Source organism: Mycolicibacter heraklionensis, assembly GCF_019645815.1.
Taxonomy (GTDB): Bacteria; Actinomycetota; Actinomycetes; order Mycobacteriales; family Mycobacteriaceae; genus Mycobacterium; species Mycobacterium heraklionense.
Window position 1 is genome coordinate 5,019,543 of sequence record NZ_CP080997.1, and the last position, 13,883, is coordinate 5,033,425.

Here is a 13,883-nt window from a genome sequence, read left to right on the forward strand (position 1 = left end):
TCCTCCGTCACGGCAGAGCCTCCGGCGCCGGCGGCGGGGGCGGCTCCGGGGGCGGGGGCGGTGGAGGAGGCGGCGGCGGGGGCGGCGGTGGAGGCGGCGGAAACGGCTCCGGCGTCGGGAAGCCCGGCGGCGGAGGCGGCGGCTCGTCAAAGTCCTGTGGTGGTGGCGCCGGCGAATACCAGTCGTTCTGCACCGGGATAGGTGCGCTGGCCGGCACCCCCGCGAAACCGCCGATCTCAGTGGGCTTGGGGAACTGCACGATCGGGTCGCCCCACAGCGCGCCATCCATGCTGGCTTTCCAGATGTCGGCCGGCAGGCCCGCGCCGTATACCGGCCCGCCCCACTTGTTCGTCAGCGGTTCGTCGCCGCCGGTGGTGCCCACCCAGACCGCGGTCGACAGGGTCGGCGTGTAGCCGACCATCCAGGCGTCCCGGTTGGCCCCGGTGTTGCCCAGCTGGGTGGTGCCGGTCTTGGCGGCGGCCGGCCGGCCACCGGCCAGGTCATGTCCACCCGACCAGCTGGGGATGGCCTTCATGGCGTCGGTCACGTTGTCGGCGACCGCCTTCGGGATCCGCTGCTCACCGGAGTCCTTGGCGGCCGCGATGTCGAAGAGCACCCGGTCGTCGGGGCCCACGACCTTCGCGATGAAGTGCGGTCGGTGATACATCCCGGAGTCGGCCAGGGTGGCGTACGCCGACGCCATGTCGATCACCCGAGTCTGGTACTGGCCGAGCACGATGCCGTTCTCCGGGGGCCCGCCAAGGCCGTCCTGGGACAGGGTGTGCGCGACACCCGGGAAGCTCTCGGCGACCCCGAGCTGGTGTGCGGCATCGGCGACGTCCTGCGGTCCGTGCTTGAGCTTGAGCATCAGCCGGTAGTAGGCCGTGTTGAGCGACCGTTTGAGTGCCTCGGCGATGTTGCAGACTCCGCAGCTGGCGCCGCCCACGTTGCTGATCTTGGTCTTGCCGACCGTCAGCGGGCCGCTGTCGATCTGCTCACCCAGGCCGATGCCCTGCTTCAGCGCCGCCACCAAGGCGAACACCTTGAATGAGGAACCGGTCTGCAAGCCGGCCTGGGCGAAGTCGAAGCCGCCGACCTCGTCGCCGCCGTAGTAGGCCCGCACCGCGCCGTTGCGTGGATCGATGGAGACCACGGCGGTCCGCATAGTCGGTCTTTGCCCAGCCATGGTCGCCCTGACGGCCTTCTCCACCGCCCGCTGTGCCTTCATGTCGATCGTGGTGGTGATGCGCAGTCCCTCCATGTTCAGGGTCTGCTCGTCGATGTGGAACATGTCGAGCAATTCTTCGGTGACCTGGCGCTGAATCAGCCCGTTGGGCCCGGAGGCCTGGTCGGCATTGCGCGCCTGGTCGGGCGGGATGGTCGTCGGGAAGAACTGCTTGGCCCGCTCGCTGAGTGTCAGGGCGCCGGTCTGCACCATGCCGTCGAGTACCCAGTTCCAACGCTCAACGGCCCGATCCCGATTGATGGCCGGATCCAAGGCGGATGGCCGCTGAATCACCGCCGCCAGCAAAGCACCTTCGGAGATGGTGAGGTCCTCGACCCGCTTGTCGAAGTACGCTCGGGCGGCCGCGGCGATCCCGTAGGTGGTGCGGCCGAAGTAGATGATGTTGAGGTAGGCCTCCAGCACTTCGTCTTTGGGCCACGCCTCCGACATCTTGGTGGCGATGACGAGCTCTTTGCCCTTGCGGACCAAGCCGCCCATGCCGGCCCGCTCCGACCCGACCAGCGCGTTCTTGACGTACTGCTGGGTGATCGTTGAGCCGCCCTGGGTGTCACCGCCGGTCAGGTTGTTCTTGACCGCCCGGAACAGCCCCGAGACCGAGAAGCCGGAGTTGGTGTAGAAATCGCGGTCCTCGGCGGCCAGCACCGCGTCCCGTACGTGAACCGGCACTCGGTCGAGTTTGATGTCAATCCGATTCCCGTCCGGCGGAACGATTTTTGCCAGCTCAGTACCGTCGGCTGCCAGGATTGTCGACACCTGAGTGGTGTGGATGTCACCGGGTTCGGGGACCTCCACGGCGCGGTAGGCCATCCCAAAGGTGACGACCGGCACCACCAGCAGCACAGCGGTGGCGGCGTACAGGCCGCGTCGGGCCCAGAGCCAATTCCGCCGCCGTCGGGCCCCGTGCTGGTCCGGCTCGTCATCGAGATCCGTCGGCGGTTCCTCTGGTACACAGGGCTTTTCGCTGTCCGGGCGAGGCCGCTCCATGGCGGCCTTGACCGCTTCGAGGCACTCCTGGCGATCCGCCTCGTCATCGGAGCTCTCGGCGGAGTTGTGCGCGGAACCGTCGGCGTCCGCGCCATTCGCTTCGTCGGTCGGCTTGGCGTCGGTCGTCGTCAAGAAGTGCTCTTCTTCAGCGCTGTCGGCACCCGGCGCTGTCGGGCCCTGGGTTTTCACCGGCGCCCAGGGCATCCCCGCGGGTTGGAGTCGGGCTTCCGGCCCTTCGCCAACCCGATTCGGGCGCAACCCATTTCGGCGATCGGCGAAGTGCTCAGCAGCCAGTCGTCCCCCACGCGTCGCTGCAGTCGCATGGCCAACAGACTACTTCCGTGGACTCACTATCGGGTTGAAACCAGGTCACAAACGCACTACGGCGCAGCGGGCGGCTGCTCCGCCGGCGGTGGACCGCCCGGTTCGGGCCCGGGCGGCGCAGGCGGAGCGGCCGTGATCGTCGTGGGCGGACCGATCGGGATGGTGATGCCCGGGGCGATCTCGATGGTCGGCTGGATGACGGTCTCCTCCGGTGGCGCCGGCGGGCCGGCGTCCATCGGCGGGGGTGGTGGCGGCGCGGCCGGTACGCCGGCATAACCACCGATCTCGGTAGGCGTGGGGAAGGATTCGTTGGGGGTGCCCTTCAGGGCCCCATCCATGGTGGCCTTCCAGATGTCGGCTGGAATGCCCGCGCCGTAGACCGGGCCGCCCCACTGATTCACCAGGGGTTCGTCTCCCCCGGTGGTGCCCACCCAGACCGCGGTCGACAGCGACGGCGTGTAGCCGACCATCCAACCGTCGCGGTTGGCCCCGGTGTCGCCCAGCTGGGTGGTTCCGGTCTTGGCCGCCGACGGCCGGCCGCCGGCCAGGTTGTGCCCGCGCGACCAGCCGGCGATGGGCTGCATGGCGGCGGTGACGTTGTCGGCGACCGCCTTGGGGATGCGCTGCTCGCCGGTGTCTTCGGAGGTCTTCGCATCGAACAGCACGCGGCCGTCGGCGCTGACCACCTTCTCCACGAAGTGCGGCGGGTGGTAGATCCCGGAGTCCGCCAGCGTCGCGTACGCCGAGGCCATGTCGATCACCCGGGTCTGGTACTGGCCCAGCACCACTCCGCCTTCGGGCGGGCCGCCGTCCTGCGACAGGGTGTGCGGCACACCGGGGAAGCTCTTGGCGACCCCGGCCTGATGCGCGGCGTCGGCGACGTCCTGCGCCCCGTTCTTGAGCTTGAGCATCAGCCGGTAGTAGGCGGTGTTCAGCGAGCGCTTGAGCGCCTCGGCGATGTTGCAGACACCGCAGCCCTCGCCCTCGGCATTGGTGATCTTGGTCCGGCCGTTGTCGAGGGTCAGCGGCGAACTGTCGATCTGGTAGCCCAAGCCGATGCCCTGCTCGAGCGCGGCCACCAGCGCGAACACCTTGAACGACGACCCGGTCTGCAAACCGGCCTGGGCGAAGTCGAAGCCGGTCGCATCCGAGCCGCCGTAGTAGGCGCGCACCGCACCGTCACGCGGGTCGATGGACACGACCGCCGAGCGCATGTTGGGGATCTGGTCCTTGAGGTAGGTGGTGACCGCTTCCTCGGCGGCCTCCTGCGCCTGGGGATCGATGGTGCTGGTGATCTGCAGGCCCTGGGTGTTGAGCGTCTGTTCGTCGATGTTGAACAGCTCGAGCAGTTCCTGGGTGACCTGCCGCTGGATTAGGCCGTTGGGCCCGGTAGTGATGTTCTGGGTGCGGGCCAGCTCCGGCGATACCGTGAACGGAAACTCTTGGGCGGCACGCTCACCGGCGGAAAGGGCTCCGGTCTCCACCATGCCGTCGAGCACCCAGTTCCACCGGTCGAGGGCGCCCTCGGGATCGACCGCGGGATCCAGCGTGGACGGCCGCTGGATCAGTGCGGCCAGCAGCGCACCCTCGGCGATGTCGAGTTGCTCGACGGGCTTGTCGAAGTAGGCCCGAGACGCCGCGGCGATTCCATAGGCGCCGCGGCCGAAGTAGATGATGTTCAGGTAGGCCTGCAGCACATCGTCTTTGCGCCACGCGCTGGACATCTTCGTGGCGATCACCAGTTCTTTGGCCTTGCGGACCAGCCCGCCCATGCCGGCCCGTTCGGACCCGACGAGGGCGTTCTTGACGTACTGCTGGGTGATCGTCGAACCGCCCTGGGTGTCACCGCCGAAGAGGTTGTTCTTGATCGCGCGGGCGAAGCCCGACACCGAGAAGCCCGGGTTGGAGTAGAAGTCGCGGTCCTCGGCCGCCAACACCGCGTTACGCACGTAGACCGGCACCTGGTTGATGTCGATGTCGACCCGGTTGCCTTCCGGCGGAATGATTTTGGCCAGCTCGGATCCGTCGTTGGCCAGGATCGTCGACACCTGGTTGGTCCGGATGTCGCCGGGCGAGGGCACATCGGTGATGGAGTAGGCCATCGCGAACGTGATGACCGGCAGCAGCAGCATCACCACCACAGCGATGTAGAGCCCGCGCCGGACCCACCGCCAATTCGGCGGATGCGCACGCAGCCACTCCAGCGGATTCGGCACGGCCGGTGCGTCGGTGGGAGCAGAGTGCTCGGCCCGCCGCGGCGGCTGCGCGGCCGGCTTCTCGGGAGGCGGCTCGCGCCGCGGGATCCGGCCGCTCAGCGTCTGCTCGCGTTGCGGGGGCGCCCCGTCGAGCGCCGCCCGGACCGCGTCGATCGGGTCCCGCAAGTCGGCGGTCACGGCGTCGTCGACCGCGGGAATGATCGCGGTCAGTCGGTCATCCGGCCCCGCCGGTGGGCGTCGGCTGCCGGCGTCGGAGGGCCGGGCCGAGCCAGCATCGGACCCGTCGTCGTGGTGTTTACTCACTGGCGGTACGGGCTCCGCTGCGTGCCGGCCGTCGACCGCGGGATCCCTTGGGCGGGCGCGCTATGCCCAGCACGTATGACTTCACCAGATGATTCCAGCTACAGGTCCGGCAGACCTCGACCACGTGCACCGAGAACTCCGGGTAACGGGTGGCCAGCAGCACCAGCTCCTCGGCGGAACGCGCCGAGCCCGAGACCGGACCCAGATGGTCGCCGTAGACCCAAGACACCAGGGTGAGCTGCTCTTTGCGGCAGATGGGACAGACCACCGCGCTCTGCTTGCCGTGGAACTTCGCGGCGCGCAGCAGATACGGATTGGCGTCGCACACTTCGGAGACCCCGGTACGCCCGGAGTAGACCTCGGCCAGCAGGGAACGGCGCCGAAGCGCGTAGTCCACTACCTGTCGCTGCAATCGCACGCTGACCAGAGTACGTCGGGTGCTGACCGGCGGTCGCGATCAACGCCCCCAACCGCCGCTAACCGGCGGATTCGGCGTCACCACGGGGCGGAGTTCTTCTACTATCGTCGCCGTGGCGACACGGCAGACCGCGGGCACCCGAGCCAAAGACAGCGACCGGGAAGACGTCTGCCGAATCCTGGACAGCGCCCTGGGTGAGGGGCAGCTTTCCAGCGCCGAGCACCAGGAGCGGATCAGTGCCGCCACCCGCGCCGTGACCCTGGGAGATCTGTATTCACTGGTCAGCGACCTGCAGACCGAGACCGCGCCGGTGAAGCTTCCGACGCTGGGCACTCCCGCGAAATTCGGCGTGCGCAGCGTCGCCGTCAAAGCGCTGGCCGCGTTGGGCACTGCCGTGCTGGCGGGCATGCTGCTCGGCTGGGCGATGTATGGAAACACCAGCTCCCCGCTGAGTTTCACCTCCGACCCCGGCGCCAAGCCGGACGGTGTCGCGCCGGTGGTGCTCACCCCGCCGCGGCAGCTGCACTCGCTGGGCGGGCTCACCGGCCTGCTGGAGCAGGCCCGCCAGAAGTTCGGCGACACCATGGGCTACCGGCTGGTGGTCTATCCCACCTATGCGTCCCTGGAGCGCGCCGACCCCGGCGAGGAGCGCCGCAAACTGGACTACTCCTACCGGGGCGGCTGGGACGATCCGTCCACCTCGTCCCGAAGCAGTGACGACGTGCTGGTCGATCTCGGCGCATTCGACGTGAAGGCCACCGTCGGGATCCTGCGCGGGGGAGCCGAGACGCTCGGCATCAAACCGTCCGAGGTGAAAAACACCTACCTGATCGTCGATCCGGCCAGGGATCCGACGACACCGGGGGCGCTGTCGCTGTCGGTCTACGTTTCCAGCGACTACGGCAGCGGCTACATCGCCTTCGCCGGCGACGGCAGCATCAAGCGCATCAATTACCCGTCCTGAACCAGCTTTACCTCTCCTGAACCGCCGGATTCGGGGGCCTGAACACCGGGCGAACAATAGCCACTTGGGCTTGGTTATATCGGCGCGATACTATGGCGCGAACCGTCGACCGATCGTAGCTACGCCACCTGGAGGAGGTGATTGGAGTGCTTGAGCTTGCCATTTTGGGCTTGCTGCTCGAGTCTCCGATGCACGGCTACGAACTCCGGAAGCGGTTGACCGGTCTGCTGGGTGCGTTCCGGGCGTTCTCCTACGGCTCGCTGTATCCCGCGCTGCGGCGCATGCAGCTGGCCGGAGTGATCGCCGAGGACGCCGCGCCGACGGGGACCCCGGTGCGCCGGGCCCGGCGGGTGTACCGGCTGACCGACGCCGGCCGTCAGCGGTTCAACGAGCTGGTGTCTGACACCGGCCCGCAGAACTACACCGACGACGGCTTCGGAGTCCACCTGGCGTTCTTCAACCGCACCCCCGCCGAGGCTCGGATGCGGATCCTCGAAGGCCGCCGCCGGCAGGTGGAAGAACGCCGGGAAGGCCTGCGCAATGCGGTGGCACGGGCCAGCAACTCATTGGACCGCTACACCCGCCAACTGCACCAGCTCGGGCTGGAATCCAGTGAGCGGGAGGTCAAGTGGCTCAACGAGCTGATCGCGGCCGAACGCGTATCGCAGGGTCGGGCCGAACAACCCTGAGCCTGCCGGACGCGGGCATCGGGGAAACACAACAGCACGTCAGCAGTGAAAGCAGAAAAAGGAGAGCGTCGAAAATGACTGAGCAAACGACGGATGTGCGGGTCGCCATTGTCGGCGTCGGTAACTGCGCGTCCTCGCTGGTCCAAGGCGTCCAGTACTACCAGAACGCCGATGACACCTCGACGGTCCCCGGCTTGATGCACGTGCGCTTCGGTCCGTACCACGTCCGCGACGTCAAGTTCGTCGCCGCGTTCGACGTGGACGCCAAGAAGGTCGGCTTCGACCTCTCCGAGGCCATCTTCGCCTCGGAGAACAACACCATCAAGATCGCCGACGTGCCGCCGACCAACGTCATCGTGCAGCGCGGCCCGACCCTCGACGGCATCGGCAAGTACTACGCCGAGACCATCGAGGTGTCCGACGTCGAGGCCGTGGACGTAGTCGCCGCCCTGCGGGAAGCCAAGGTCGACGTGCTGGTCTCCTACCTGCCGGTGGGCTCCGAAGAGGCCGACAAGTTCTACGCCCAGTGCGCCATCGACGCAGGCGTGGCGTTCGTCAACGCGCTGCCGGTGTTCATCGCCTCCGACCCGGTGTGGGCCAAGAAGTTCGCCGACGCCGGCGTGCCGATCGTCGGCGACGACATCAAGAGCCAGGTCGGCGCCACCATCACCCACCGGGTGATGGCCAAGCTGTTCGAGGACCGCGGTGTCACCCTCGACCGCACCTACCAGCTGAACGTCGGCGGCAACATGGACTTCAAGAACATGCTCGAGCGCGAGCGCCTGGAGTCCAAGAAGGTATCCAAGACCCAGGCCGTCACCTCCAACCTGACCGGCTCGCTGGCCGGCAAGGTCGAGGACAAGAACGTCCACATCGGACCGAGCGACCACGTCGCCTGGCTCGATGACCGCAAGTGGGCCTACGTGCGGCTGGAGGGCCGCGCCTTCGGTGACGCACCGCTGAACCTGGAGTACAAGCTCGAGGTGTGGGACTCGCCGAACTCGGCCGGCATCATCATCGACGCGGTGCGCGCCGCCAAGATCGCCAAGGACCGCGGCATCGGCGGACCGATCCTGCCGGCCTCGGCGTACCTGATGAAGAGCCCGCCCAAGCAGCTGCCCGACGACGTCGCGCGCGCCGAGCTCGAGGAATTCATCGTCGGCTAGACGCCGACTCTGCGCCGAACATGACTGACGACGAGCTGGCCGGCCTCTCGGAGTTCGCCCTATTGGGGGGCAACGCCGAGCAGGCCGGTCTGGCCGGTCCGTTGCCCGATGTGGAGCGGATCGACACCGGTGACGTCAGTGCGCTGCGCTGGGGATCGGCGCCGCCGCGGGTGGTGTTCCTGCACGGCGGCGCGCAGAACGCCCACACCTGGGACACCGTCATCCTCGGGCTCGGCGAGCCCGCGCTGGCGGTGGACCTGCCGGGGCACGGCCGCTCGGCGTGGCGCGAGGACGGCGACTACTCACCCCAGCGCAATGCCGCGACGCTGGCGCCGGTACTGCAGGAGCTGGCACCCGACGCCGAGTTGGTGGTCGGCATGTCCCTGGGCGGGTTGACCGCGATCCGGTTGGCGGCCACCGCCGGCGAGCTGGTGCGCCGCCTGGCCATTGTGGATGTGACACCGTCGGCGTTGCAGCGGCATGCCCAGATGAGTGCCGCCGACCGCGGCACCGTGGCATTGGCCCAAGGGGATCGGACCTTCCCCGACTTCGAGTCACTGCTGGCGGTCACCACGGCCGCGGCACCACACCGGGATCCGGAATCCCTGCGACGCGGGCTGTTCCACAACACCCGTCGGCTGCCGGACGGCAGTTGGACGTGGCGTTACGACGCCATCCGGTCGGTCGGCGACTTCACCGAGCTGTGGACCGATGTCTCGGCGATCACCGCGCCGACCACCTTGATCCGCGGCGGCGATTCGGCGTTCGTCTCCGCCGACGACGTCGCCGAGTACGCGCAACGCTCGCCGGGGTTGACCACGCACGTGGTGGACGGTGCCGGACACTCGGTACAAAGTGATCGGCCTCGCGTGCTGGTCGAGCTGCTTCGCATGACCCTCGCCTGATACCCGTCGGTTCACTCGCATCCATCCCGCAATTCCGGGGATAAGGTGGCGAGATGGCCCGACCCCTCCGCATCGCGGTGCAACTGCAGCCTCAGCACGCGGCGCACTACGGCGCGATCCGCGACGCGGTCCGGCGTTGTGAAGACGCCGGGGTCGACATCGCCTTCAACTGGGATCACTTCTTTCCGCTCTACGGCGACCGCGACGGACCGCACTTCGAGTGCTGGACCATGCTGGCCGCCTGGGCGGAGCAGACCTCGCGCATCGAGATCGGTGCGCTGGTGTCGTGCAACTCCTACCGCAACCCGGAGCTGCTCGCCGACATGGCCCGCACCGTCGACCACATTGGCGACGGCCGGCTGATCCTGGGCATCGGTTCGGGCTGGAAGCACCGGGACTACCGGGAATACGGCTACGAGTTCGGGACCGCAGGCAGCCGCCTCGACGACTTGGCCGGCGCACTGCCGCGAATCAAAAGCCGCCTGGCCCAGCTCAATCCACCGCCCACCCGCGCGATCCCGTTGCTGATCGGCGGCGGTGGCGAGCGCAAGACGCTGCGCCTCGTCGCCGAGCACGCCGACATGTGGCACAGCTTCGCCGACGCCGACAGCTACCCGCACAAGGCCGCCGTGCTGGCGCAGCACTGCGCCGCAGTCGGCCGTGACCCCGCCACGATCGAGCACTCCGCGGCGCTGGGCGGCGACCAGACGCGCGGCAGCGTGGCCGAGTTGCTCGCCGAGGCCGACGCGTTGACCGGACTCGGGGTGAGCCTGCTGACCATCGGCAGCACCGGCCCCGACTACGACCTGTCCGCCGCCGAGGCGCTGTGCCGATGGCGCGACCAGCAATAAGGCTCGCGGCGTTCATCGCCACCTGCCTGATCGTGTGCGGTCTGGCGGCGGTGCCGTCGGCCGGGGCCGCCCCGGACCTGTGCACCCCGCCCGGGGAGCAGGCCGCCGTCGCGCTGCCGGTCAAACTGGCCAACGCCAAGTGGCCACGCGAGGACAAATACACCACGGCGGGCGTCGAACCGCTCAGTTCGATTGATGTGACCAAGCTCGGGCTGGGCACCCCGGGTGTGCTGACGGTCGGCACGCTGACCGAAAGCCCGCCGACGAACTGCATCAACGCCAAAGGCCGCTACAGCGGGTTCGACAATGAACTGCTGCGGGCCATCGCCAAGAAACTGGGCCTACGAGTCCACTTCGTCGGCACCGACTTCTTCGGCCTGCTGGCCCAAGTGGAGTCGGGACGTTTCGACGTCGGGTCGGCATCGATCAACGCCACCGACGAGCGGCGCCGCACCGTGGGTTTCACCAACGGCTACGACTTCGGCTACATGGCCCTGGTGGTCCCGGCCGGATCGGGAATCACCGGATACGACTCCCTGACCAGCGGGCAGCGCATCGCGGTGGTACAGGGCACCGTCGAAGACGCCTACGTCGTCGACACCCTGGAAGTCGAACCGGTGCGGTTCCCCGACTCGATCACGCTGTACGCCAGCCTGAAAAGCCGCCAGGTGGATGCGTGGGTGGCGCCGTCGCTCACCGCACTGAACCTGCTGAAGCCCGGCGATCCGGCGCAGATCGTGAGCTATACCTTCAGCCCGGCCGGCTTCGAGGCCTACGCGGTGGCCAAGGGCAACCAGGCGCTGATCTCGGCGCTGAACTCCGGCCTGGACGCGGTCATCGAAGACGGCACCTGGCCGCAGCTGTTCACCGACTGGGTGCCGCGGCCGTTGCCGCCGGACTGGCAGCCGGGTTCCAAGTCGGCGGCCACCCCGCATCTGCCGGACTTCGCCGCGATCGCGGCGCGGCATCACCGGCTCGAGTCAGAGCCGTACACGCCCAAATCCACGCTGGCGCAGCTCCGCGACTCCTTCTTCGACTGGCACTTGTACCGGCGCGCGCTGCCGGACCTGCTCAAGACCGGTCTGCCCAACACGCTGCTGCTGACGGTGAGCGGTGGCGCCATCGGCTTGGTGGCGGGGCTGGGCCTGGCCGTGGCCGGACTCTCGCGCACCCGATGGCTGCGCTGGCCGGCGCGGATCTACACCGACATCTTCCGGGGACTGCCCGAGGTGCTGATCATCCTGCTGATCGGCCTGGCGGTCGGGCCGCTGGTGGGCGGGCTAACACACAACAACCCGTACCCACTGGGGATCGCGGCGCTGGGGCTGACCGCGGCGGCCTATATCGGGGAGATCTTGCGCTCGGGCATCCAGAGCGTGGAGTCCGGCCAGCTGGAGGCCTCGCGCGCACTGGGTTTCGGCTACCCGGCAGCCATGCGCCTGGTGGTGATCCCGCAGGGCATCCGGCGAGTACTGCCGGCGCTGGTCAACCAGTTCATCGCTCTGCTCAAAGCGTCGGCGCTGCTGTACTTCCTCGGTCTGGTCGCCGGTCAGCGGGAGCTTTTCCAGGTGGGCCGCGACTTCAACGCCCAGACCGGCAGCCTCTCCCCCCTGGTGGCCGCCGGCGTCCTCTATCTGGCCCTGACCATCCCGCTGACACACCTGGTCAACTTCGTCGACCATCGGTTGCGGCGCGGCCGGCCCGCCGAAGCCGACGATTTCGTCGAGCTGAGCCCGGCGATCTCCAGTCAGGAGATGACGTGACAGCGCCGTCGGACCGCGAGCCGGTGTCGTTGGCGGCCAAGGGGATTCAGTTGTCCTTCGGCAAACATCAGGTGCTGCGCGGGGTCGACCTCGACGTGCCGGCGGGCGCCACCGCCGCGGTGATCGGTCCCTCCGGCTCGGGTAAGTCGACGATGCTGCGCACCTTGAACCGGCTCCACGAACCCGACGCAGGCGATGTCCTGCTGGGTGGCCGGTCGGTGCTGGCCGACGATCCCGACGAGCTGCGCCAGCGGATCGGGATGGTGTTCCAGCATTTCAATCTGTTCCCGCACCGCAGCGTGCTGGACAACATCACGCTGGCTCCGCGCAAGCTGCGCGGGATGTCCGACGACGCGGCCCGCGAGCTCGCGCTGGGCCTGCTGGACCGCGTCGGGCTGAAGAACAAGGCCGCCTCGCGCCCGTCGGCGCTCTCCGGCGGCCAGCAACAACGGGTGGCGATCGCCCGGGCGCTGGCGATGCAGCCGCAGGTGATGCTTTTCGACGAGGCCACCTCGGCGCTGGACCCGGAGTTGGTCAAGGGGATCCTGGCGTTGATCGCCGAACTCGGCGCCGACGGCATGACGATGGTCGTGGTCACCCATGAGATGGGCTTCGCCCGCTCCGCGTCGGACACGGTGGTCTTCATGGACCGGGGCAGGGTCGTGGAGTCCGGGCCGCCGGATCAGCTGTTCGACAACGCAGCGACGGAGCGGCTGCAGAAGTTCCTGTCCCAAGTGTTGTGACAGCAACCTTCGCAGACCTATCACCCCTCGTGGGAACCGCCGGTTAGACTGGCGAACTATGACGGAGAGCACTGCCGATACGCCGCAGGTGACGGCGATCGCGGAAGGCTTGCACCGCTCGCTGTCCAAACTCTTTTCGATACTGCGGCGCGGCGACATCAGCAGAGGCACGCCGACCGGCGAGTTGACCCTGGCTCAGCTGTCGATCCTGATCACGCTGCTGGACCGCGGCCCCATCCGCATGACCGAGCTGGCCGCTCACGAACGGGTCCGCACCCCCACCACCACGGTGGCGATCCGCCGCCTGGAGAAGATCGGCCTGGTCAAGCGCAGCCGGGATCCGTCCGATCTGCGGGCGGTGCTGGTTGACATCACCCCCGAAGGCCTGGCCAGCCACCGCGAGTCGCTGGCAAACCGGCACGCCGCGCTGGCGGCGATGCTGAGCAAGCTCAGCCAGGAAGACCTGGACACCCTGACCCGGGCGCTGGAACCGCTGGAGCGGCTGGCCACCTGCGACGGGGTCGAGGCCGCCGCTGACGACGGGGCGGGCTGCCCCCTGGACTGCGGTTGATGCCGACCGCGCTGATCACCGGAGCCGGCGGCGGGATCGGTTCGGCGATAGCGGAGGCGCTGGCGCCCACCCACACGCTGTTGCTGGCCGGCCGGCCGTCAGCGCGTCTGGACGCGGTGGCGCAGCGGCTCGGCGCCACCACCTGGCCGCTTGACCTCGCCGACGCCGACGGGATCGAGGCGGCCACCGAGATCGTCGACGAACTCGACGTGCTGGTGCACAACGCCGGGGTGATGCTGCCCGGGGCGGCCGGAGAGTCCTATATCGAAGAGTGGCGGGCCACTTTCGAAGTGAACGTGTTCGGTGCGGTGGCCCTGACTCTGGCGCTGCTGCCTGCGTTGCGGGCGGCCCGCGGTCAGGTGGTCTTCATCAACTCCGGTGCCGGGCAACGGGTCTCTGCGGGCATGGCGTCGTATTCGGCGAGCAAGTTCGCGCTTCGGGCGTTCGCCGATTCCTTGCGCAGTGACGAGCCTGCGCTGCGGGTCACCACGGTCTACCCCGGCCGGGTCGACACCGACATGCAGCACGACCTGGTGGCCTATGAGGGCGGCGAGTACGACCCCGGCCGCTTCCTGCGTCCCGCCACCGTCGCCGAAGTGGTGGCCGCCGCGATACGCACGCCGGCCGACGCGCAGCTGCAGGAAGTGGTGATCCGGCCGCGCTGACCTTCCCCCTTCCCTCGCGAACAGACGCGAAAGCCCCCTTCTGCTGGTGAAAAAGGGGGCTTTCGCGTCTGTTCG

Annotated in this window: 12 protein-coding genes; 9 read left to right on the top strand and 3 right to left on the bottom strand. The window is 68.4% G+C overall.

What is annotated here, in order from left to right:
• Positions 1-7: 7 nt before the first annotated feature.
• The 3 genes from K3U94_RS23220 to K3U94_RS23230 form a co-directional block, all read right to left on the bottom strand.
• Positions 8-2,362 (bottom strand): transglycosylase domain-containing protein, encoded by a 2,355-nt coding sequence (locus K3U94_RS23220; RefSeq protein ID WP_434084942.1) that lies wholly within the window; start codon positions 2,360-2,362, stop codon positions 8-10.
• A 248-nt stretch (positions 2,363-2,610) separates the two neighbouring features.
• Complete coding sequence (locus K3U94_RS23225; RefSeq protein WP_220695184.1) at positions 2,611-5,073, bottom strand: transglycosylase domain-containing protein; 2,463 nt, start codon at positions 5,071-5,073, stop codon at positions 2,611-2,613.
• Entirely contained in the window at positions 5,066-5,491 is a 426-nt protein-coding gene (locus tag K3U94_RS23230) for a DUF5318 family protein (protein ID WP_047321094.1), read from the bottom strand. The genes K3U94_RS23225 and K3U94_RS23230 overlap by 8 nt, the downstream gene beginning before the upstream one ends.
• A 112-nt stretch (positions 5,492-5,603) precedes the next feature.
• Here K3U94_RS23230 and K3U94_RS23235 point away from each other — a divergent pair, with 112 nt between their 5' ends.
• From K3U94_RS23235 to K3U94_RS23275, 9 genes are all read left to right on the top strand, one after another.
• Positions 5,604-6,455 (top strand): DUF1707 SHOCT-like domain-containing protein, encoded by an 852-nt coding sequence (locus K3U94_RS23235; protein WP_220695185.1) that lies wholly within the window; start codon positions 5,604-5,606, stop codon positions 6,453-6,455.
• Positions 6,456-6,601: 146 nt separating this feature from the next.
• Positions 6,602-7,144: a PadR family transcriptional regulator gene (locus K3U94_RS23240; RefSeq protein ID WP_047321095.1), complete on the top strand. Its 543-nt coding sequence runs from the start codon at positions 6,602-6,604 to the stop codon at positions 7,142-7,144.
• Between the two features lie 74 nt (positions 7,145-7,218).
• The gene (locus K3U94_RS23245) at positions 7,219-8,310 is read left to right on the top strand and encodes an inositol-3-phosphate synthase (protein ID WP_220695186.1); all 1,092 of its coding nucleotides are present in this window, start codon (positions 7,219-7,221) and stop codon (positions 8,308-8,310) included.
• A gap of 20 nt (positions 8,311-8,330) precedes the next feature.
• Entirely contained in the window at positions 8,331-9,215 is an 885-nt protein-coding gene (locus tag K3U94_RS23250; RefSeq protein WP_220695187.1) for an Rv0045c family esterase, read from the top strand.
• Positions 9,216-9,268: 53 nt separating this feature from the next.
• A complete protein-coding gene (locus K3U94_RS23255) occupies positions 9,269-10,066 on the top strand; it encodes an LLM class F420-dependent oxidoreductase (RefSeq protein WP_047321098.1) in 798 nt (265 codons plus the stop codon).
• A complete protein-coding gene (locus tag K3U94_RS23260; RefSeq protein WP_220695188.1) occupies positions 10,048-11,829 on the top strand; it encodes an ABC transporter substrate-binding protein/permease in 1,782 nt (593 codons plus the stop codon). Before K3U94_RS23255 ends, K3U94_RS23260 begins: the two co-directional genes overlap by 19 nt.
• On the top strand, positions 11,826-12,572 hold the full coding sequence (locus K3U94_RS23265) for an amino acid ABC transporter ATP-binding protein (protein ID WP_109519698.1): 747 nt from the start codon (positions 11,826-11,828) through the stop codon (positions 12,570-12,572). Before K3U94_RS23260 ends, K3U94_RS23265 begins: the two co-directional genes overlap by 4 nt.
• Positions 12,573-12,630: 58 nt before the next feature.
• Entirely contained in the window at positions 12,631-13,143 is a 513-nt protein-coding gene (locus K3U94_RS23270) for a MarR family winged helix-turn-helix transcriptional regulator (protein WP_047321099.1), read from the top strand.
• Positions 13,143-13,808, top strand: coding sequence for an SDR family oxidoreductase (locus tag K3U94_RS23275; protein ID WP_220695189.1), 666 nt, complete (start codon positions 13,143-13,145; stop codon positions 13,806-13,808). The genes K3U94_RS23270 and K3U94_RS23275 overlap by 1 nt, the downstream gene beginning before the upstream one ends.
• Positions 13,809-13,883: the final 75 nt, after the last annotated feature.